Annotated in this window: 21 protein-coding genes; 12 read left to right on the top strand and 9 right to left on the bottom strand. The window is 66.6% G+C overall.

The window, feature by feature from the left end:
• Nucleotides 1-98 precede the first annotated feature (98 nt).
• From KSS90_RS14105 to KSS90_RS14095, 3 genes are all read right to left on the bottom strand, one after another.
• Nucleotides 99-1,118, bottom strand: a complete 1,020-nt coding sequence (locus KSS90_RS14105; protein WP_038706002.1) for a branched-chain amino acid aminotransferase — start codon at nt 1,116-1,118, stop codon at nt 99-101.
• Nucleotides 1,119-1,249: 131 nt separating this feature from the next.
• Complete coding sequence (locus tag KSS90_RS14100; RefSeq protein ID WP_217869793.1) at nt 1,250-1,603, bottom strand: hypothetical protein; 354 nt, start codon at nt 1,601-1,603, stop codon at nt 1,250-1,252.
• Nucleotides 1,600-1,968, bottom strand: coding sequence for a glyoxalase superfamily protein (locus tag KSS90_RS14095; RefSeq protein ID WP_217866047.1), 369 nt, complete (start codon nt 1,966-1,968; stop codon nt 1,600-1,602). Before KSS90_RS14095 ends, KSS90_RS14100 begins: the two co-directional genes overlap by 4 nt.
• Before the next feature lie 283 nt (nt 1,969-2,251).
• Between KSS90_RS14095 and KSS90_RS14090 the strand changes: the two genes are divergently transcribed.
• From KSS90_RS14090 to KSS90_RS14040, 11 genes are all read left to right on the top strand, one after another.
• Nucleotides 2,252-3,085, top strand: a complete 834-nt coding sequence (locus tag KSS90_RS14090) for an urease accessory protein UreD (protein WP_217866046.1) — start codon at nt 2,252-2,254, stop codon at nt 3,083-3,085.
• A 10-nt stretch (nt 3,086-3,095) separates the two neighbouring features.
• Nucleotides 3,096-3,398, top strand: a complete 303-nt coding sequence (locus KSS90_RS14085; protein ID WP_038706005.1) for an urease subunit gamma — start codon at nt 3,096-3,098, stop codon at nt 3,396-3,398.
• A gap of 10 nt (nt 3,399-3,408) precedes the next feature.
• Entirely contained in the window at nt 3,409-3,726 is a 318-nt protein-coding gene (locus tag KSS90_RS14080) for an urease subunit beta (RefSeq protein WP_217869792.1), read from the top strand.
• Nucleotides 3,723-5,426, top strand: coding sequence for an urease subunit alpha (gene ureC / locus KSS90_RS14075; RefSeq protein ID WP_217866045.1), 1,704 nt, complete (start codon nt 3,723-3,725; stop codon nt 5,424-5,426). Before KSS90_RS14080 ends, ureC begins: the two co-directional genes overlap by 4 nt.
• A gap of 10 nt (nt 5,427-5,436) precedes the next feature.
• Entirely contained in the window at nt 5,437-5,922 is a 486-nt protein-coding gene (gene ureE / locus KSS90_RS14070) for an urease accessory protein UreE (protein ID WP_217866044.1), read from the top strand.
• Between the two features lie 19 nt (nt 5,923-5,941).
• Nucleotides 5,942-6,487, top strand: coding sequence for a HupE/UreJ family protein (locus tag KSS90_RS14065; protein ID WP_110699368.1), 546 nt, complete (start codon nt 5,942-5,944; stop codon nt 6,485-6,487).
• Entirely contained in the window at nt 6,487-7,161 is a 675-nt protein-coding gene (locus KSS90_RS14060) for an urease accessory protein UreF (RefSeq protein WP_217866043.1), read from the top strand. Before KSS90_RS14065 ends, KSS90_RS14060 begins: the two co-directional genes overlap by 1 nt.
• Nucleotides 7,162-7,172: 11 nt before the next feature.
• Nucleotides 7,173-7,796 (top strand): urease accessory protein UreG, encoded by a 624-nt coding sequence (gene ureG / locus KSS90_RS14055; RefSeq protein WP_217866042.1) that lies wholly within the window; start codon nt 7,173-7,175, stop codon nt 7,794-7,796.
• A 320-nt stretch (nt 7,797-8,116) separates the two neighbouring features.
• Nucleotides 8,117-8,632, top strand: a complete 516-nt coding sequence (locus tag KSS90_RS14050) for a sigma-70 family RNA polymerase sigma factor (RefSeq protein ID WP_217866041.1) — start codon at nt 8,117-8,119, stop codon at nt 8,630-8,632.
• Nucleotides 8,629-9,576, top strand: coding sequence for a FecR domain-containing protein (locus KSS90_RS14045; RefSeq protein WP_217866040.1), 948 nt, complete (start codon nt 8,629-8,631; stop codon nt 9,574-9,576). Before KSS90_RS14050 ends, KSS90_RS14045 begins: the two co-directional genes overlap by 4 nt.
• 65 nt (nt 9,577-9,641) lie before the next feature.
• Nucleotides 9,642-12,026 carry a TonB-dependent receptor gene (locus KSS90_RS14040; protein WP_217866039.1) on the top strand — a complete coding sequence of 795 codons (2,385 nt, stop codon included), beginning with the start codon at nt 9,642-9,644 and terminating at the stop codon, nt 12,024-12,026.
• Nucleotides 12,027-12,029: 3 nt separating this feature from the next.
• Here the strand turns inward: KSS90_RS14040 and KSS90_RS14035 are convergent, their stop codons facing one another.
• The 5 genes from KSS90_RS14035 to KSS90_RS14015 all read right to left on the bottom strand — a co-directional run bounded on the left by KSS90_RS14035 (nt 12,030) and on the right by KSS90_RS14015 (nt 16,514).
• Nucleotides 12,030-12,641: a cell wall hydrolase gene (locus KSS90_RS14035; RefSeq protein WP_217866038.1), complete on the bottom strand. Its 612-nt coding sequence runs from the start codon at nt 12,639-12,641 to the stop codon at nt 12,030-12,032.
• A 46-nt stretch (nt 12,642-12,687) separates the two neighbouring features.
• Entirely contained in the window at nt 12,688-13,605 is a 918-nt protein-coding gene (locus KSS90_RS14030) for an AEC family transporter (protein WP_217866037.1), read from the bottom strand.
• Nucleotides 13,606-13,732: 127 nt separating this feature from the next.
• The gene (locus KSS90_RS14025; protein WP_217866036.1) at nt 13,733-14,596 is read right to left on the bottom strand and encodes a LysR family transcriptional regulator; all 864 of its coding nucleotides are present in this window, start codon (nt 14,594-14,596) and stop codon (nt 13,733-13,735) included.
• Nucleotides 14,597-14,655: 59 nt separating this feature from the next.
• Complete coding sequence (locus KSS90_RS14020) at nt 14,656-15,504, bottom strand: ABC transporter permease (protein ID WP_217866035.1); 849 nt, start codon at nt 15,502-15,504, stop codon at nt 14,656-14,658.
• On the bottom strand, nt 15,501-16,514 hold the full coding sequence (locus KSS90_RS14015; RefSeq protein ID WP_217866034.1) for an ABC transporter substrate-binding protein: 1,014 nt from the start codon (nt 16,512-16,514) through the stop codon (nt 15,501-15,503). Before KSS90_RS14015 ends, KSS90_RS14020 begins: the two co-directional genes overlap by 4 nt.
• Before the next feature lie 156 nt (nt 16,515-16,670).
• Here KSS90_RS14015 and KSS90_RS14010 point away from each other — a divergent pair, with 156 nt between their 5' ends.
• Nucleotides 16,671-18,620, top strand: a complete 1,950-nt coding sequence (locus KSS90_RS14010; RefSeq protein WP_217866033.1) for a S8 family serine peptidase — start codon at nt 16,671-16,673, stop codon at nt 18,618-18,620.
• Nucleotides 18,621-18,651: 31 nt separating this feature from the next.
• Here KSS90_RS14010 and KSS90_RS25905 read toward each other — a convergent pair whose 3' ends face one another.
• On the bottom strand, nt 18,652-19,407 hold the full coding sequence (locus KSS90_RS25905) for a methyl-accepting chemotaxis protein (protein ID WP_371041468.1): 756 nt from the start codon (nt 19,405-19,407) through the stop codon (nt 18,652-18,654).
• Between the last annotated feature and the right edge of the window lie 85 nt (nt 19,408-19,492).

Below are 19,492 nucleotides of genomic sequence, written 5' to 3'. Positions count from 1 at the left end.
TCTACGCAACACCGCCGTGGCCGACCGGGCGATGGCGTGTCGGCAAAGAAAAGGGGCGCGCCATTGCTGGCACGCCCCTTTCTCATGACGGCACAGGCTTAGACGACCTTGACGATCCAGCCCGCTGGCGCCTCGACGTCACCGCTCTGAATGCCGGTCAGCTCGGCATACAGTTTTTGCGTCACAGGGCCTACCTCGGTCTCGCTGTGGAACACATGCAGCTTGCCGTTGTACTGGATGCCACCGATCGGCGTGATCACCGCCGCGGTGCCGCAGGCACCGGCTTCGACGAAACGGTCGAGCTTGTCGATTTCCACGTCGCCTTCGATGACCTTCAGGCCCAGGCGCGATTCGGCCAGTTCCATCAGCGACAGGCGGGTGATGCCTGGCAGTACCGAGACCGACTTCGGCGTGACGAATTCGTTGTTGGCGGTGATGCCGAAGAAGTTGGCCGAACCGACTTCCTCGATTTTCTTGTGGGTCAGCGGGTCGAGGTAGATGCAGTCGGCGAAGCCGGCTTTCTTGGCTTCGTAGCCTGGCTGCAGGCTGGCCGCATAGTTACCGCCGACCTTGGCCGCGCCGGTGCCTTGCGGGGCGGCACGGTCGAAGTCGGAGATGAGGAATTTGTGCGGGGTCATGCCGCCCTTGAAGTACGAGCCGACCGGGATGGCGAAGACCGAGAAGATGAACTCGGGGGCGGTGCGCACGCCGATGTTGTCGCCGGTACCGATCACGAACGGACGCAGGTACAGGGCGCCCTTGCCGTGCGGTGGAACGAACTTTTCGTTGGCCTTGACCACCTGCTTGCAGGCCTCGATGAACTGTTCGGTCGAAACCCGTGGCATCAGCAGGCGGTCGCAGCTGCGCTGCATGCGCGCGGCGTTCTGGTCCGGGCGGAACAGGTTGATCGAGCCATCCTTGCAGCGGTAGGCCTTCAGGCCTTCGAAGCACTGCTGGCCATAGTGCAGGGCAGTGGAGCCTTCACTGATGTGCAGCACGTTGTCTTCGGTCAGGGTGCCCTTGTCCCACTCGCCGTTACGCCATACGGACAGGTAACGCTTGTCGGTCTTGATGTAGTCGAAACCCAGCTTGTCCCAGTTAATGCTTTCGTTACTCATGACACCCTCATTGCTCTTGCCCGAACACGGCGGGCTGCTTTTATATGCGCACCCCGCCACCTTAATACATCCGGCGCGGATCGGGAACTGTAGGAGATGTGCAGGAGATCTGTAGGAGTGGGTCACGCGTTTCAGCGCAAGCGCCGATTCCAATCGCCGCCATGATCGCGCCAGCAAGCCTCTTCGCTGTCGAAGCGCACATGCCGAGCGACATGGTCCAGCGCGATGCCTGCGGCGCTCAGTGCCTGGGCCGTCAGCGCGATCATCCGCGCCTTGTCCGCGCCGGCCAGCGCGCGGGCCTTGTCGGTATCGTCGGTGAACACCCAGGTGATGCGCAGGCTGGCGGGGAAGTCGTCGAGGTCCACCTGGTGGGTGAGCCAGGCGAAACCGACGATCTCGCCCTGGGCGGTGGCGCAGGCGTCGGTCAGGCAGGCGACCATCTCCCGCTCCAGGCGCGCCAGGGCACGCTTGCCGCTGGCCATCAGACGTTGTCGATCTGCTGGCAGAAGCGCAGGCGGTTGCCGAACGGGTCGGACACCTGCATCTCCAGGCCCCAGTCGACCGCCTCGGCCTGCGGGCGGGCGTAGCCGTAGCGCTTAGCCAGTAGTTCGCGCTCCAGCGCCTTGAGATCCTCGACCCGGGCGAATACCGCCGAGCCCGGCGTGGCGTCGCCGTGATGCTCGGACAGGTGCAGGATCAGCCCGTCGCGGTGGATCTGCATGTACAGCGGCAGGTCTGGGGCGAAGCGGTGTTCCCAGTCGAGCTGGAAACCCAGGAAATCAAGGTAGAACTCCCGGGCCTTGTCGACCGAGAAGATCCGCAGGATCGGAATGGCGGGGGCGAATTGCATGGGGGCGTCCTTGGCTCGAAAAGGGGCAGGGCGGTCACTTTAGCGCACTTCGCCACGCCGGCAGGCACTTGAATCGCGCGTCGGGAAGCAACCGCTCTGGCCCGCAGCCTCGCGACATGACTGACGGTCCGAAAGTTTCATCATCGTTCATCTGCGCAGTTGGCCCGCTCCCTGCTATATCCCTCCAGCGAATATTGATCGAGTGGTCAGCCCGGCGCGCCTGCAAGCGCCCGGCGCAGGGCCCTCATACGGCCGTCAGGCCATGGATTTCAGGGGTTTGAGGATGTCGTTGGCGCAGCAGATCGACCCACCGCAGGCAGACCCGGGCTGGAGCGCCCACCTGCAGTTGCGCTTCGTCCAGCGCGAGGGCGTGACCCGCCTTGGTGCGCGGCGTCATGTCGGACCTCTTTTGGTGCAGCGACCGTTCTATCCGGAAGGGGCGCCATGCCATGTCTATGTGCTGCACCCGCCTGGAGGCATCGTCGCCGGTGACCGCCTCGAACTGGATGTCCACCTCGAGCCCGGCAGCCATGCCTTGCTGACCATGCCCGGCGCGAGCAAGTTCTACCGCAGCATCGGCCCCACCGCGCGGCTCGCCCAGCGCTTTCACCTCGCCGCCGGCAGCACCCTGGAATGGCTGCCCCAGGACAGCATCTTTTTCAACGGCGCCCGGGCCTGCCTCGACAGCCGTTTCAGCCTCGAGCCCGGCGCGCGCCTGCTGGCCTGGGAGACGCTGTGCCTGGGCCGTCCGGTGATGAACGAGCGCTTCGAGGAGGGCGCGCTGGACAGCCGCCTGCGCATCGAACTGCCCGGCGAACCGGGCCTGCACGAGCGCCTGCGCATCGAGGGCGGGCTACTGGGCAAGGTGGCCGAGCACCCGTTGCTCGCCACCTTCTGCGCAGTACCCGCAGATCAGGCGGTGCTGGAGCGGGTGCGCCAGATTCTCGACGAACTCGACACTCCAGCCGGCGCGACGCTGCTCGGCCCACTGCTGGTGATCCGCCTGCTCGACCACGACAACCAACACCTGCAACGCAATCTGCAGCGCCTCTGGCACCTGCTGCGCCCGGCCGTGCTTGGCCTGGCGCCGTGCCCGCCGCGCATCTGGGCCACCTGAGAGAGCCGCCATGGAGCTGACCCCGCGAGAGAAAGACAAACTGCTGCTGTTCACCGCCGCCTTGCTGGCCGAGCGGCGCCTGGCCCGTGGCCTGAAACTGAACTACCCGGAGGCGGTGGCGCTGATCAGCGCCGCGGTGCTCGAAGGTGCCCGCGATGGCCGCACGGTGGCTGAGCTGATGAGCTTGGGCCGCGAGGTGCTTGTGCGCGAGCAGGTGATGGCCGGTGTGCCGGAAATGCTGCACGACGTCCAGGTCGAAGCGACCTTCCCCGACGGTACCAAGCTGGTGACCGTGCATGAACCCATCGTTTGAGGAGGCCGGCATGATCCCCGGAGAAGTCCAGGTCGCCGCAGGCGACATCGAGCTCAATGTCGGCCGCCAGAGCGTCAGCGTCAGCGTGGCTAACCATGGTGACCGCCCGGTGCAAGTGGGCTCGCACTACCACTTTTACGAAGTCAACGACGCCCTGGTGTTCGAGCGCGAGCCGACCCGCGGCTATCGCCTGGACATCCCGGCCGGCACCGCAGTGCGCTTCGAGCCAGGACAAGCGCGCACCGTGCAACTGGTGGCCTACGCCGGCAAGCGCGAGGTGTACGGCTTTCAGGGCAAGGTGATGGGCGTATTGGAGGGCAGGGCATGAGCCGCATTTCCCGCCAGGCCTACGCCGACATGTTCGGGCCTACCGTCGGTGACCGCGTGCGCCTGGCCGACACCGCACTGTGGGTGGAGGTGGAAAAGGACTTCACGATCTACGGCGAGGAGGTCAAGTTCGGTGGCGGCAAGGTAATCCGCGATGGCATGGGCCAGGGTCAGATGCTCGCCGCCGAGGCCATGGACCTGGTGCTGACCAATGCGCTGATCATCGACCACTGGGGCATCGTCAAGGCTGATATCGGCGTCAAGCATGGCCGTATCGCCGCCATCGGCAAGGCCGGCAACCCCGATGTGCAGCCCGGTGTCACGGTACCGGTGGGGCCGGGCACCGAGGTGATCGCCGCCGAAGGCAAGATCGTCACCGCCGGCGGCATCGACTCGCATATCCACTTCATCTGCCCGCAGCAGGTGGAAGAGGCGCTGACCAGCGGCGTGACCACCTTCATCGGCGGCGGCACCGGCCCGGCCACCGGCACCAACGCCACCACCTGCACCCCTGGGCCCTGGTACCTGGCGCGCATGCTCCAGGCCGCCGACTGCCTGCCGATCAACATCGGCCTGCTGGGCAAGGGCAATGCCTCGCGGCCCGAAGCCCTGCGCGAGCAGATCGCCGCTGGCGCCGTGGGCCTCAAGCTGCACGAGGACTGGGGCTCGACGCCGGCCGCCATCGACTGTTGCCTGGGCGTGGCCGAGGAAATGGACATCCAGGTGGCGATCCATACCGACACCCTCAACGAGTCGGGCTGCATCGAGGACACCCTGGCCGCCATCGGCGAGCGCACCATCCACACCTTCCACACCGAAGGGGCGGGCGGCGGCCACGCGCCGGACATCATCCGCGCTGCGGGCCAGGCCAACGTGCTGCCGTCCTCGACCAACCCGACGCTGCCCTACACCGTGAACACGGTGGACGAGCACCTGGACATGCTCATGGTCTGCCACCACCTGGATCCGAGTATCGCCGAGGACGTCGCCTTCGCCGAATCGCGCATCCGCCGCGAGACCATCGCCGCCGAGGACATCCTCCACGACATGGGCGCCTTCGCCATGACCTCGTCCGACTCCCAGGCCATGGGCCGGGTCGGCGAGGTGGTGCTGCGCACCTGGCAGGTGGCGCACCAGATGAAGCTGCGCCGTGGCCCGCTGGCCCCGGACAGCAGCTACAGCGACAACTTCCGGGTCAAGCGCTACATCGCCAAGTACACCATCAACCCGGCGCTGACCCACGGCATTGCCCACGAGGTCGGCTCGGTGGAGGTGGGCAAGCTGGCCGACTTGGTGCTGTGGGCCCCGGCGTTCTTCGCGGTCAAGCCGGCGCTGGTACTCAAGGGCGGGATGATCGCCACGGCGCCGATGGGCGATATCAATGGCTCGATCCCGACCCCGCAACCGGTGCATTACCGGGCGATGTTCGGCGCCCTGGGCGCGGCCCGGCATGCCACGCGCATGACCTTCCTGCCCCAGGCTGCACTGGACCGCGGCCTGCCCGAGGAGCTGAAACTGCAGAGCCTGATCGGCGTGGCCCACGGCTGTCGGCGGGTACGCAAGGCCGACATGCTCCTCAACTCCCTGCAACCGCTGATCGAAGTCGACGCGCAGACCTACCAGGTACGCGCCGACGGCGAGCTGCTGGTGTGCGAGCCGGCGCACGAGTTGCCGCTGGCGCAGCGTTATTTCCTGTTTTGAAGGAGCGAACATGATTGTCCTGACCCGCCGGATCACTGAGTCCGAAGCCATCACCGGCACCGTCACCCTCGATGTCGACAGCCGCATCAAGAGCCGCCTGCGCGTCACCCTCGACGATGGCCGCGAAGCCGGGCTGATGCTCGAGCGCGGCCATCTGCTGCGCGGCGGCGAACTGCTGGCCGATGCCGATGGCCAACAGGTCATTCGCGTGTTCGCCGCGCCCGAGGCGGTCTCGACCGTGCGCTGCGCCGACCCGCACCTGCTGGCCCGCGCCGCCTACCACCTGGGCAACCGCCATGTGCCGCTGCAGATCGAGCCGGGCCTGCTGCGCTTCCAGCACGACCATGTGCTCGACGACATGCTGCGTGGCCTGGGGTTGGAGGTGGTAGCCGAACAGGCGCCGTTCGAGCCCGAGGCCGGTGCCTACCAGAGTGCCGCTCATAGCCATTCCCACGGCCACGACCATCCGTTCGTGCGCCTGCCAGCCCATTCCTGACCTTACCCTGGAGCCCACAATGAAAAAGACTTTCGCCCTGGTACTGCTGATGGTGGCCTTGCCGGCCTTCGCCCATCCCGGCCACGACAGCAACCCGTTGCAGGATGGCCTGCTGCACCCGCTGACCGGCCTCGATCACTTGCTGATGCTGCTCGGCACCGGTGTACTCGCCGCCCTCACGCGGCGCAACCTGACCTTGCCATTGGCGACCTTGGCGGCGATGTTCGGCGGCGCGGTGTGTGGCCATCTGTTCGGCGATGTGGTGGGCATGGAGCAAATGATCCTCGGCTCGCTGCTGGTGGCCGCCGCCGCCATGCTGCTGCCGAGCCGTCAGTTGCTGCTGTCGCTGATCATGCCGGTGTTCGCCCTGTTCCACGGTTGGGCCCATGGCGTGGAAGCCACCCCCAGCGCGTTCTGGCAGTTCAGTGCCGGTTTCGTCACGGTCAGCGGCCTGTTGCTGGCGGCGGGCTTTGGCGTCGGTTGCCTGCTGCGGCGCCATGCCGGCCTGCAGAAGGCTTTCGGCGGCGGCCTGCTAGCGGGCGCCGCGCTGGTGCTGGCCGGCTGATGCACAGCGATCTGGCGCTGCTGCGCTTGCTGCAACTGGCAAGCCCCGGTTTGCCGGTAGGCGGCTTCACCTACTCGCAAGGTCTGGAATGGGCTGTGGAAGCCGGTTGGGTGAAGGACGCCAACGGCTTCGCTGCCTGGCAGCGCGAGCAGTTGCACGACACCCTCGGCTACCTCGACTGGCCGTTGCTGGCGCGTCTGTACAAGGCCTGTCAGGCGGACGATGCCGACGCCTTCGCGCACTGGAGCCAGTTTCTTTTGGCCAACCGCGAGACCGCCGAACTGCGCCTGGAGGAACGCCAGCGCGGCAGCGCCCTGGCGCGTCTGCTCGATGGCTGGCAACTGGGGCAGGAGCCGGCCTGGCGCGCCAGCCTCGAGCTCAGCCAGCTGGGTGGCATGGCCTGGCTCGGGGCGCACTGGTCGATTCCGCTGCGCCAGCTCGCCCTGGGCCATGGCTTCGCCTGGCTCGAAGGCGCGGTGATGGCGGGGGTGAAGCTGGTGCCGTTCGGCCAGCAGGCCGCCCAGACCCTGCTGCGCGACCTGGGCGAGGCACTGCCTGCCGTGCTCGATCATGCCTTGGCCCTGAACGACGAACAGCTCGGCGGCGGCCTGCCGCTGCTGGCCATCGCTTCGTCGCGCCATGAAACCCAATACACCCGTTTGTTCCGTTCCTGAGGACTGCCACGATGCAAAACTACCAGCAACCCCTGCGTGTCGGCGTCGGCGGCCCGGTCGGCTCCGGCAAGACCGCGCTGCTCGAAGCCCTGTGCAAGGCCATGCGTGATCACTACCAGATCGCCGTGGTGACCAACGACATCTACACCAAGGAAGACCAGCGCATCCTCACCGAAGCCGGGGCCCTGGAGCCTGAGCGTATCGTCGGCGTCGAGACCGGCGGCTGCCCGCACACGGCGATCCGCGAGGATGCCTCGATGAACCTGGCCGCCGTCGAGGCGCTGGCGCGCCAGTTCGGCAACCTCGAGGTGATCTTCGTCGAGAGTGGCGGTGACAATCTCAGCGCCACCTTCAGCCCGGAATTGGCCGACCTGACCATCTATGTGATCGATGTCGCCGAGGGCGAGAAGATCCCGCGCAAGGGCGGGCCGGGCATCACCAAGTCGGACTTCCTGGTGATCAACAAGACCGACCTCGCGCCCTATGTGGGAGCGTCGCTGGAGGTGATGGAGCGTGACACCCGACGCATGCGCCCAGAGCGGCCATGGACCTTCAGCAACCTGAAGAAGGGCGAGGGGCTGCAGGCGGTGATCGATTTCATCGTCGAGCGCGGGATGCTGGGGGTCAGGCGATAGTCCTGAGATCAGGCGCCGCCGACGCGGCGCCGGGTTTTGACAGCACTGCCTGATCACCTCGTAGTTCTACCTGATTTCCTACATGCCAGTGGAGTACCTCGCGACAACGCAATGGGCTTTTCCTTAAGCCCCGCGGCATGGATGACGGATAGAGTCTCTCGAACTGCAGGAGGAAGCGTTCTGCCTGCATTCTTAAACCAGGGCTCATCGAAAGGACACGGTATGAAAAAGATCGGATTGCCAGCAGGCAGCCGGTATTGGCCAGCAAGTTCAAGTCAATTAGAATCGGTCTCATTTACATCTGCATCAGCGTGCCATTGATGACCGAGTCCACCGCGGCACCCGAAGCCTCACTCAGTGCTCTCTACCAGGAACATCGCAGCTGGCTGCATGGTTGGCTCCAGCGACGCCTGGGCGATACGTGGTCGGCGGCCGACCTTACCCAGGACACTTTCCTGCGCGTGCTGGCCGCGCAGCAGGCGCAGACTTTGCCCTGCTTGCGCGAGCCGAGGGCGTATCTGCTCACCGTCGGTCGTCGACTGCTGGTCAATCACTATCAGCGACGCGCCCTGGAACACGCCTATCTCGAGGCTCTGCGCCAGTTGCCCGAGGCGCTGGCACCCTCCCCGGAGCAGCGTTGGCTGCTGCTTGAAACCTTGCAGGCTCTCGATGAACTGCTCGATGGCCTGCCGCGCCCAGTGCGTCGGGCGTTTCTCTGGTCGCAACTGGAGGGCCTGGACTATGCCAGTATCGCCACCCGCCTGCGGGTCAGTGAGCGTACGGTCAAGCGCTACATGGTCAGGGCCTACGAGCATTGCCTGTTGGTGGATCTGTGAGCGCGTACACCGATGATGCCGCGCGGCGACTGGCTCGCGAGGCGGCGCTATGGCTGGCCTTGCAGGATGCCGGAGGACTGAGCGCCGAGCAGCGTGACGACCTGAGTCGCTGGCGTGAGCGCAGCGCTGCCCATGAGGCGCTGTGGCAGAAGGCCGAGGCGCTGCGCCGACGCTTCAACGAGGTGCCGGCACCGTTGGCGGCGGCTTGCCTCGACCGCCCCGATCCGCAGCGCCGTCGCCTGCTGGGGCATGCGCTCGCCCTGTGTACCCTGGCTCCATTGGGGTGGATGGGATACCGGCAATTGCCGGTGGATAGCTGGCGCGCCGACCTGCGCACCGCCACCGGCGAGCGTCGCGGCCTGACGTTACCTGATGGCAGCCGCCTGCAGTTGAATACGGCCAGCGCGGTGAATCTGGATTTCAGTAGCGACCGCCAACAGGTGCAACTGGTCGCTGGCGAGATAGCCGTGGACAGCGTCGGGGCGCTGCTGGTGCAGACCCCGCATGGCCTGTTGCGTGCCAAAGGGGCGAGCTTCTGCGTGCGCCTGGGCGAGCGGGGGTGTGCCGTCTCGGTCAGCCGTGGCCAGGTCGACCTACAACCGGTGTCCGGTTCAGGCGCGCGGCTCGCTGCCGGACAGCGTGCGCTGCTCGGTGCCACCGGCATCGGTGCCGCACAGGCGTTCGATGCGCAGTTGCCAGGCTGGCAGCAGGGCTTGCTGCTGGCCGACAGCCAGCCGCTGGGCGAGTTGCTGCGTGAGCTTCGCCGCTATCGCCCGGGCTTGCTGCGCTGGGACCCGGCACTGGAGCGTCTGGCGGTGACCGGCACCTTCCAGCTTGACGACACCGACCGCATCCTTGCATTGCTGGCCGCGAGCCTGCCGTTGGCGGTGCATTACCGCACGCGTTACTGGGTGTCGCTGACGCCGCGCGAAAATACTGCCTGACGGCTGTCCCTTTTTCCCCGCTCACCGGTCATTCAGGGCATCACCCTCCAACAAGAGCATTGCGGATGTCCCTGAACCCTCTGATTCGCCCCTTGTCCACGCCTGCGCTGTTACTCGCCCTGGGTTTGCCGGGGATGACCTGGGCTGACGATGCGCCGCGGCGCAGTTACCAGGTGCCGGCTGGCAGCCTGGCCGTCGCGCTGACCCGCTTTGCCGGCCAGGCCGGGGTCAGCCTGTCGGTCGACCCGGCGCTGCTGGCCGGGCACGGCAGCAATGGGCTTGCCGGTGAGTACGCTGTCGAAGAGGGCTTCATGGCATTGCTGCGGGGTTCGGGCCTGCAACTGGTGCCGACCGGGCAGGGCGGCTACACCCTGGTGCGCGAGATGGCGCCGGGCGACAACGCCCATGAGCTGCCCAGCACCACGATCAATGGCCAGGGCATCGGCTCGGCCAGCGACACCTACGCCGGTGGCCAGGTGTCGCGGCGCGGCAGCCAGGGGTTGCTGGGCGAGCGTGACTACATGGACACGCCCTTCAATATCACCTCCTACACCAGCGAGCTGTTGCAGAACCAGCAGGCCCGGACCCTGGCCGATGCCGTGGCCAACGACCCGTCGGTACGCACCACCAACCCGTCCGCCGGGCGCTTCGAGCAGTTCTCGGTGCGCGGCTTCAGCCTGTACAACAGCGATGTCGCCTACGGCGGCCTGTATGGCGTGCTGCCGACCTACTCGATCGACATGGAAATGGTCGAGCGGGTCGATATTCTCAAGGGGCCTGGTGCCCTGCTGGGCGGGCTGGCCCCCAATGGTAGCGTCGGCGGTGGGGTCAATATCGAGCCCAAGCGCGCGGGCGAGACGCCGCTGACCGAGTTCACCGCGCTTTACGCCTCGGCTGGCCAGGGCGGTGGGCATGTCGATATTGGCCGACGTTTCGGTGAAGGGCAGCGCTTCGGTCTGCGCCTTAACGCGGTGCGCCAGGGCGGCGATACCGAGTGGGATCATCAGCGCCTGGAACGCGAAGCCTCGGTGCTGGGCTTCGATGTGCGCGGCGAGCGCCTGCGTCTGTCGCTGGATGTCGGCCACCAGCAGCGCGATGTCGACGCACCGATGGAGCGGGTCGGCCTGAACGCTGGGGTCAAGGTGCCGAATGCCAAGGCCATCCACCACAATTTCGCCCAGCCGTGGAGCTACTCGCGGGCCAAGGACACCTTCGGCGCGGTGCGCGGTGAATACGATGTCAGCGGCAACTGGATGGTCCATGGCGCGCTGGGCGCGCGCAAGGGCGACTACGACTTTCTGCGCCACGCCGTGCAGGTGACCAACGATACCGGGCGTTTCAGCGTCAGCCCTCGGGCGTTCCAGCGCGAGGAGGAGGTGGTGACCGGCACCGTCGCGGCGCGGGGCTGGTTCGATACCGGCGCGGTTGGCCATACCCTGGACATCAGCCTCAATCGCTTCGACATGACTTTCGACAACAGTGGCGCGCGCTATGCCGGTGGCGTAAGCAACCTGTTCGCCCCGGTGGCCTTGGCGCAGCCTGGTACGCCCACTGCCCTGGACAACCCGACCCATACCGAGACGCTGCTTTCCAGCCTGGCCCTGGCCGATACGCTTAGCCTGGCCGACGACCGCCTGCTGCTTACCCTCGGCGCCCGCCTGCAACGGGTCGAGGTCGACAGTTCCGAGCCTGGGGAACCCGATCAGCGTTACGACGAACGCGCCACCTCGCCGGCGCTGGGGCTGGTGTGGCGCAGCAGCGAACAGCTGTCGTTGTACCTGAACTACATGGAGGGGTTGACCCAGGGGCAGGTGGCGCCCGAGACGGCGAACAATGCCGGCAAGGTGTTCGCGCCCTATCGCAGCAAACAGGTGGAGGTGGGCGCCAAGTATGATGCCGGTCGGTTCAGCACCACCCTCAGCCTGTTCCGTATCGACAGGCCAGCCTATTACACCGATGCGCAGAACAACCTGCGGGGCGATGGCGAGCAACGCAACCAAGGGCTCGAGGTGAACCTGTTCGGCGAACCTCTGCCTGGCGTGCGCCTGCTCGGAGGCGCGATGCTGCTGGACGCCGAGCAGACCCGCACCGCTGGTGGGCGTAACGACGGCAACCGGGCCATCGGCGCGCCGATCGTCAACGCCAACCTGGGCGCGGAGTGGGACCTGCCGGCGGTGGCCGGGCTGACGCTCAGCGCCCGGATGATCCACACCGGCAATCAATACCTGGATGCGGCCAACCAGCAGAAGATCGAAGCTTGGCAGCGCTATGACCTGGGGGCGCGCTACGCGCTGCAGCTGGGCGGCAAGGCCGTCACTTTGCGCGCCAGCGTGGAGAACGTGCTGGACAAGGCCTATTGGGCTTCGGCCAACGTGCCGGAAGGTACCGCCACGGGCCTGACCTTGTCGACACCACGGACCTGGCTGGTATCGGCGACGGTCGGTTTCTAATGTCTAGCGGGCCAAGGCCTGGTTCGGTTTGTAGAACAGGAAATGCGTGGTCTGCGCCGTCTTGCGGTAGGCCTTGGCCCAGTCGGGGCGGACGCTGCGGTCATGGAAATACAGGGCGCCGCCGGTGGGGTCCTTGAGCTGCTGGTTGAGTGCCTTGCGGGCGATTTCCTTGGCCACCGAGTAACGCTCCGCTTCTTCCACCTGGTCGGGGCGTCCGTCGCACCACCAGGAGAACTGGCAGCTCTTGCTCTCCACCCCCTGCTTGACCACCGCGCAGATGCTGTCGGGGAAGCCTTCGTGGCCCAAGCGATTGAGCACCACGCTGGCCACCGCGCTCATGTCCTCGGCGTCGGCGCCCTTGGCTTCCCAGTAGATGGTGCGGGCCAGACAGGTGATGCTGTCGTCCATCGGCGCCTGGCCTGCCGGGTCGACGGCCTGGACTTCACCGGGGGTCAGGGTCTCCTGTTTTCTAGGCGGTGGGGCATCTTCGACCACTTTCTCCTCGAGCACTTGGGCCTTGTCTTCGGCAACGGCGGCCTTCTGGCTGTCGGCGGCGGGGAGTGGGCCTGCGAGCAGGGTCAGGGACAGGCCGAACAGCATCCACGCAAGGCGCATGATCGAGACTCCGCGAGAGGACTGTCCACAGTCTAGTCGCTTGGCTTCAATTCAGTGTCAAGCTCAGCACCAGGGGCAGGGTCGCGGCGGCGACGACGGTCTGCAAGGCGATGATGGTGGCCATCAGCGGGGCGTTGCCGCCCATCTGTCGAGCCATCACATAGGACGACGAAGCGGTGGGCAAGGCCTGGAACAGCACCGCCACCACCGCCGCCTGTCCACCCAGCCCGAGCAGCCGGCACAGGCCCCAGGTGGCCACCGGCATGACCAGGAACTTGAACAGCGAGGCGGCCATCACCGGCCTGGCCTGCTGGCCCAGGCGCGCGCCGCCCAGCGCCGCGCCGACGCACAGCAGGCCCAGGGGCAGCGCCGCCTGGCCCAAGGCTTTGACCGTCGGCTCGAGGCCAGCCGGCAGGCCCAGGCCGGTTACCCGCAGCAACAGGCCACCGGCGCAGCCGATGATCAACGGGTTGGCGAAGATCGCCTTGAGCACCGTGGCTGGCGAGCTGTGGCGTGCGCTGAAACGGGCGAACACCAGCACGCAGAGCAGGTTGACCAGCGGCACGATGGCTGCGTTGGCCACCGCCGCCAAGGCGATGCCGGCAGTGCCGTAGAGGCCAGCGGCGAGGGTGGCGCCGATGTAGTTGTTGAAGCGCACGCCACCCTGGAACACCGAAGTGAAGTCACTGCCGTCATGGCTGGCGATGCCCTGGTAGAGCACTAGCAGCAGGGCGCCGAGCAGGGTCGAGAGCATCAGCACGGCGACCATGCCCAGCACTGGCACACCGTCGAGGTTGGCCGTGGCCAGGCCGTGCAGGAACAGCGACGGCAGCAGCACGTAGTAGCTCAGGCGCTCGGCACCGGGCCAGAAGGTTTCGGCAAGAAAACCACGCACCCGTAGCCAGGTGCCCAGGGCGATGAGCAGGATGATCGGGACGAGGGTGGTGAGCAGTAGGTGGAGCATGGCGGGTGGTCCATGGTGGGGTACCGGCACAGCCTAGCGGAGGGCAGTAAGCAGAAAAAACGTTGTTTTCTTGTTTGACCGTTGAGAAAAAATGCATTGTCTGGGGCGTCTACGCAAACCGTGCGGTTCAAGCCTCGAGTGCGGTCTTCAACACCGCACTGAGGTGCCGCCGCTGGCTCTTCTCATGTTCCAGCAGCACCACGCAGCGGGTCAGCTGCGGTTCGCCGAAGGGCAGTATGGTCGCGGCAGGCAGGCGCTGCAGATCGTCGTCGCTCATGGGAATGACCGCCACGCCCAGCCCCATGGCGGCCATGCGTGCCAAGGCCTCCTGGCTGTCCAGCTCCATTTGCTCATTGACTTGCAGGCGCTGGCGGCGCAACTCCTGTTCGATCTGGCGGCCGGCCCAGGCACGTTTGTCGAAACGCAGGAACGGCTGGCTGGCAAGCAGCGTCGGCAGGCTCTGGCCAGCCAGTTCCGGGCTGGCGATGGCCCAGAAGCGGTCCTCGAACAGCGCTGTGTACTGCAGGCTCCGGGGGTAGGGGCTGACCGGCTCGGTGGTGATCGCCGCATCCAGCTCGCCGTCCTCGATGCGGCGCGCGAGTTCCGCCGACATCCCCGATACCACGCTCACGTGCAGCTGCGGATGGTGCGTCTTGATCCACACCAGTGCCTTGGGCAGGCGTCGGGCGAGCACGGTGTGGATCGCGCCGATGCGCAGACGACCGCGCAGGCTCGGTCCATTGGCCAGGGTATCGGCCAGTTCGTCGTAGGCAGCCAGGATGCCTTCGGCACGGGCCACCGCCAGTTGGCCGGCCTCGGTCAGCACCACCTGGCGACGGCTGCGGTCGAACAGGGCGACTTGCAGCTCGTCTTCCAGAGTCTTGATGTGCAGGCTCACCGCCGACGGGGTCAGGCTCAGCAGGTCGGCGGCGCGGGCGAAGGTGCCATGGCGGGCGATGGTGACCAAGGTGCGCAGGGCTTTGAGGGACACGCGGGGCAGGCTCCGGTTCGTGGCTGTCAGGGCCCAGGTACGATACGCGAAGCTGGGCCTCAGCGCCCAGGGCGGCCATAGGCCTGACTGATGCGGTCGATCACCATCGCCAGCGCGACGATCGCTAGGCCCGCCTCGACGCCCTGGCCGACGTTCAGGGTCTGGATGCCGGCCAGGACATCCTCGCCCAGTCCACGGGCGCCGATCATCGACGCCACCACCACCATCGACAACGCCATCATCACCGACTGGTTGAGCCCGGCCATGATGCTTGGCAGCGCCAGCGGCAGGGCGATGCGTCGCAGCCGCTGCCAGCGGCTGGCACCCAGGCCGTGGGCGGCCTGCAGCAGCGACGGGTCGATCTGCGCCAGGCCCAGCTCGGTCAGGCGCACCAGCGGCGGCAGGGCGTAGATCAGCGTGGCGAACACCGCCGGCACCTTGCCCAGGCCGAACAGCATCAGCACCGGAATCAGGTAGACGAATGCCGGCAGCGTCTGCATCACGTCGAGCACCGGCAGGATCAGGCGCCGGGCCAGGGGCCGGGTGGCCAGCAGGATGCCCAGCGGCACGCCGATCAGCACGCACAGGCCGGTACTCACCAGTACCAGGGCGAGGGTCTGCAGCAGCTTGTCCCACAACCCGAGCATGCCGATCAGCGCCAGCAGCAGCGGCAACAGCAGGGCCCGGCCCAGGCTGCGGCTGGCGTGCCAGGCCAGCAGGCCAACCAGCGCCAGCAGCAACCACCAGGGCAGCAGGCGCAGCAGGTTTTCCAGGCCTACCAGCAGTTGCAGCAGCTGCTCGGAGACGCTGCGCAGGTGATCGCCATAGTGCAGGACCAGCCAGTCGACCAGGCGGTTGACCCAGGCGGCGAAGGAGAATTGCAGGGCTTCGGGGAAGCCACCGCTCACAGGCCGGCCTCGACCTTGGCGGCGTTTTCGGCGGGCAGCCAGGCCTTCCACAGTGCAGGGTTGTCACGCAGGAAGGCGATCGCCGCGTCGCGGGGTTTTTGCCGGGTTTCGCTCATGTGGGCGAGTGCCTTGTTCAGGGTATCGATGGGCAGGTCGACTTTCTCGAACACGGCGACCAGTTCCGGGTGGGCGTCACGAAACGCTTTCGACACCCCGATGGAGAGCTTGGCCGGCAACGAACGGCTGCCTTTGGGGCTGGGGTTGGCGGCATCGGTGAGGGTGGCCCAGGCGGCCGCATCGAACGGGGGTTCTTCGAGGCGTATCAGGTCGTAGCGGCCCATCAGCGGGGTCGGGCTCCAGTAGTAGAACAGCACGGGCTTGCCGAGTTTGATCTTGGCGGCGATCTCGGCGTCGAGGGCCGCGCCGGTGCCGCTGCGGAAGTTGTTGTACAGGCCGTCCAGGCCATAGGCCTTGAGCTTCTGGCTGTTGACGGTCTCGGACGTCCAGCCGCTGGGGCTGTTGAGGAAGCGGCCCTTGCCGGGCACCTCGGGGTCGTCGAATACCTGGGGGTAGCGCTTGAGATCGTCGACGCTGCGCAGGTCTGGGGCCAAGGGCTTGAGGTTGCGTGCGGGATCGCCCTTGATCACGTAGGCCGGCACCCACCAGCCTTCCTCGGCGTTCTTCACCGTATCGCCCAGGGCGAACACCTGGCCGGCCTGCTCGGCCTTGACCCAGGCGGGGCTGCGTCCGGCCCATTCCTCGGCGATCACCTGCAGGTCGTTGCGCGCCAGAGCCACCTCCATGCTCACGGTGCTGCCGGGGAGGGTGTCGGTGGGGTAGCCATAGCCGCGTTCGACGATCAGACGCAGGATTTCGGTGGTCAGTGCGCCGCTTTCCCAGCCGATGGCGCCGAAGTGGATGGGGGATGATGGTTGCGCAGCGGCGGAGTCAGTGCTGGCCAGGCCGAAGGCGAGGAGCAGCCCGGCCAGCAGGGTAGGAATTTTCTTCATCGGGTTCTCTTCGATTGCCGGTCCGTGGGTCCGGGACAGTGTAGACGAGTCCCCCGGCGTCCCTTGGAAGGCGTTCTGGCTGCCTGTGTCGGCTACCAAAGGCAAGACTGACGGGCCGCCATGGAGGCGGTCAGTTCATCTTGAAAGGAGCCTGCCATGACGCTGGACCTGCATTTCGTGTACTACCGGAGCTTTCGCTTCGACGGAAAATTCCATGTGCGTTGCAGTGGCGAGGATCTGGGCAAGGTCGATCGCATTCGCTATGAGCTGGAGCGCGTCGATGAAGGGCGCGTCACACCGCTCGAAGGTATCTCGGTTTACGCCCAGGCCCACAGTGGAAAGCTGGAGGATCACGGTTGTCCAGCCACGTTCGTTACCCGGGAAACGCTGGGCCGCTATCAGATCAGGCCGCGCGTCGTACTGCAGGACGTACATGCCATTGCCATGGGGCGTCCGATTGGCATGGCGGGGGTGATCGACATGGCGCCGTTGTCCCTTCGGGTTGACGAAGGCGACCTGGACAGAAGCGTGTTGGACAAGCTGCCCTTGGCATCGGCTGGGCGGCGTGGCCGCCGCGCGTTGGTCGAAGCGCAGGGTCGATTCGCAAGCGCCATGCCGTGTGTCGACGACCCTCACGCCCAGCTGCTTGAACCCTTTGTCCCACGGGCCGAGGGCACGCCTTACCCCACGCTGCTGATCCAGTTCGCGGCAGGCGGCTTCGACCGGTTCGTCGCCGACCTGCAACCCCAGAGTGGTTCCGAGCTTGTGCGCCAGTGGCCGCAGCTGAGGTCGATGATCGATCCGCAACCCTTGCTGGCGGCGCAGGAGCAGACCGACCAGCGCCTGGCCGTGCTCGGGCGCTTCTACCAACTCGAGCAACCCGCACAGATGCGCAACGCGACATACCTCTCCCTGCTCCAGACCCTGGCGGCTTTGGCGTATGTCGAGTCCCTGCAGTTCATCGGTGAGCCGCGTCAGGAAGGAGTGGTCATCTTCGGCCTGTCGGCGCTTTTGGCGACGTTGTTGACGGGGGCTGCGGTGGTGGCCGGCAACCGGGCGAACGAGCAAGCCAAGCCGACCCCGGATTTCGAGCCCAGGCAAAACTACCTCGATCCGCCGAGCCCACCGCGCTGGCGAGGCATGAACATCCGCGAGGCCTGGCACCGGCAAGTGACTGGCAAGGGAGCGCGGATCCACTTCAGCGATGGCGGCTTGTATGCCAACCATGAGGACTTGCGCGGCAACCCACGCCTGCGGGTGGTCACCGCGCAGCCCAACGACAATCCCGCCCACGGCACGGCCTCCAGCGGCATTCTGCTGGCCTTGCGCAACGGCCTGGGCGTCACCGGCATCTGCCATGACGGCGAGCTCTACCTTTACGACAATCGGGCCGGTGGTGGGTTGGGCGAGGAGACGCTCAAGGCGCTGTTGCGTCAGGTCCAACCGGGTGACATCGTCGGCATCAACCGGCAGACGGCGAATGTCGATATCCCGAGCACGGTCCTGCCTGCAGTGCATGACAAGGTCTGGTGGGAGGTCATCGACCAGTTGAGCCGCCGCGGCGCGGTGGTACTGGTGGCGGCAGGCAACGGCAGCGGCAGCACGTTGGCGACCGAGGGCACTGTCGCCGGCTATGGTCTCGACCTGTCCCAGTGGCGGTACTTCAGCGATCATGGCGACGCCGATGCCATCCTGGTGGGTGCCTGCCACTCTTGGGACGGCAAGCCGCACCAGTACTCCAACCACAGCTATCGTTACCGCATGCTGAACAGCTGGGGCGATAGCGTTACGACCCTGTCCTATGGCGCCCTTCAGGACAAGTCCGGCAACGACCGCGACTATACCGACAGTTACTCGGGTACTTCCTCCGCAACGCCGCTGGTCACCGGGGCCTTGGGGCTGATCCAGTCCTACGCCATCGAACGGCACCATGTGTACCTGGATGCCAAGCAGATGCACCTGCTGGTGATGGCCAGCGGCTACCAGGATGCGACCCTTGCGCTGAGCGATGTGTTGCCGATGGGCGCCAGGCCGAACGTGCAGGCCGCCTTGGCGATGCTCGATCGGCTCCTGGGCGGCGGGCGGTTCGCCAGCCTCGCCGGCTGAACCCGAGGCGGGCGCGGCGCCCGCCAGGGGCTTACACCCGGAACTGGTCCATCAACCCTTGCTGCTGGTTGGCCAGGCTGTTGAGCGATTGGCTGACCCGCGCCGACTCGTTGGCCTGGCCGGACAGCGACTCGGTGACATCACGGATGGTGGCGACGTTGCTGTTGATCTCCTCGGCCACCGCGCTCTGTTCCTCGGCGGCACTGGCGATCTGCAGGTTCATGTCGGTGATCACCGTCACCGCCTGGCCGATCCGCTGCAGCGCGGTAACGGCCTGGCCGACCTGCTCGACGCCACCCTGGGCCTGGCGATGGCTGCTGTCCATGGCGCCGACCACTTCCTGGGTGCCGGCCTGCAGGGCCTCGATCACCTGGCGGGTTTCTTCCACCGACTCCTGGGTGCGGCGCGCCAGGTTGCGCACTTCGTCGGCGACCACGGCAAAGCCGCGGCCAGCCTCGCCGGCACGGGCCGCTTCGATCGCGGCATTGAGCGCCAGCAGGTTAGTCTGCTCGGCGATGGAGCGGATCACCTCGAGCACCGAGCCGATCTTCTCGCTGTTGCGCGCCAGGCCTTCGACCTGGGCCATGGCACCACTCATGTCGGCGGCTAGGGTGTCGATGCTGGTGGTGGTGCGGTCGATCACCGCCAGACCTTCGCGGGTGGCCTGGTCGGCTTCACGTGCGGCCTGGGCGGCCTGAGCCGCGCTGCGGGCGACGTCCTGGGCGGTGGCGCTCATCTCGTGGGAGGCGGTGGCCACCTGGTCGACCTGGCGGTACTGCTGCTCCATGCCGGCGCTGGTTTCGGCGGCGATGGCCGCGGACTGGTCGGCGGTGCCGCGGGCGGCCTGGACCGAGCGCTTGACCTCGGCGATG

Origin of the sequence: Pseudomonas maumuensis (genome assembly GCF_019139675.1) — a bacterium.
Lineage (GTDB): Bacteria > Pseudomonadota > Gammaproteobacteria > Pseudomonadales > Pseudomonadaceae > Aquipseudomonas > Aquipseudomonas maumuensis.
The sequence above is the reverse complement of the archived record's forward strand: the minus strand, read 5'-3'. Positions and strand labels throughout refer to the sequence as shown.

Excerpts from the sequence above, each read along its gene's own strand:
- KSS90_RS14105 (WP_038706002.1), bottom strand. The coding sequence starts at position 1,118 with ATGAGTAACGAAAGCATTAACTGGGACAAGCTGGGTTTCGACTACATC.
- KSS90_RS14095 (WP_217866047.1), bottom strand. The coding sequence starts at position 1,968 with ATGCAATTCGCCCCCGCCATTCCGATCCTGCGGATCTTCTCGGTCGAC.
- KSS90_RS14090 (WP_217866046.1), top strand. The coding sequence starts at position 2,252 with ATGTCGTTGGCGCAGCAGATCGACCCACCGCAGGCAGACCCGGGCTGG.
- KSS90_RS14085 (WP_038706005.1), top strand. The coding sequence starts at position 3,096 with ATGGAGCTGACCCCGCGAGAGAAAGACAAACTGCTGCTGTTCACCGCC.
- KSS90_RS14080 (WP_217869792.1), top strand. The coding sequence starts at position 3,409 with ATGATCCCCGGAGAAGTCCAGGTCGCCGCAGGCGACATCGAGCTCAAT.
- ureC (WP_217866045.1), top strand. The coding sequence starts at position 3,723 with ATGAGCCGCATTTCCCGCCAGGCCTACGCCGACATGTTCGGGCCTACC.
- ureE (WP_217866044.1), top strand. The coding sequence starts at position 5,437 with ATGATTGTCCTGACCCGCCGGATCACTGAGTCCGAAGCCATCACCGGC.
- KSS90_RS14065 (WP_110699368.1), top strand. The coding sequence starts at position 5,942 with ATGAAAAAGACTTTCGCCCTGGTACTGCTGATGGTGGCCTTGCCGGCC.
- KSS90_RS14060 (WP_217866043.1), top strand. The coding sequence starts at position 6,487 with ATGCACAGCGATCTGGCGCTGCTGCGCTTGCTGCAACTGGCAAGCCCC.
- ureG (WP_217866042.1), top strand. The coding sequence starts at position 7,173 with ATGCAAAACTACCAGCAACCCCTGCGTGTCGGCGTCGGCGGCCCGGTC.
- KSS90_RS14050 (WP_217866041.1), top strand. The coding sequence starts at position 8,117 with ATGACCGAGTCCACCGCGGCACCCGAAGCCTCACTCAGTGCTCTCTAC.
- KSS90_RS14040 (WP_217866039.1), top strand. The coding sequence starts at position 9,642 with ATGTCCCTGAACCCTCTGATTCGCCCCTTGTCCACGCCTGCGCTGTTA.
- KSS90_RS14035 (WP_217866038.1), bottom strand. The coding sequence starts at position 12,641 with ATGCGCCTTGCGTGGATGCTGTTCGGCCTGTCCCTGACCCTGCTCGCA.
- KSS90_RS14030 (WP_217866037.1), bottom strand. The coding sequence starts at position 13,605 with ATGCTCCACCTACTGCTCACCACCCTCGTCCCGATCATCCTGCTCATC.
- KSS90_RS14015 (WP_217866034.1), bottom strand. The coding sequence starts at position 16,514 with ATGAAGAAAATTCCTACCCTGCTGGCCGGGCTGCTCCTCGCCTTCGGC.
- KSS90_RS14010 (WP_217866033.1), top strand. The coding sequence starts at position 16,671 with ATGACGCTGGACCTGCATTTCGTGTACTACCGGAGCTTTCGCTTCGAC.
- KSS90_RS25905 (WP_371041468.1), bottom strand. The coding sequence starts at position 19,407 with ATGGAGCAGCAGTACCGCCAGGTCGACCAGGTGGCCACCGCCTCCCAC.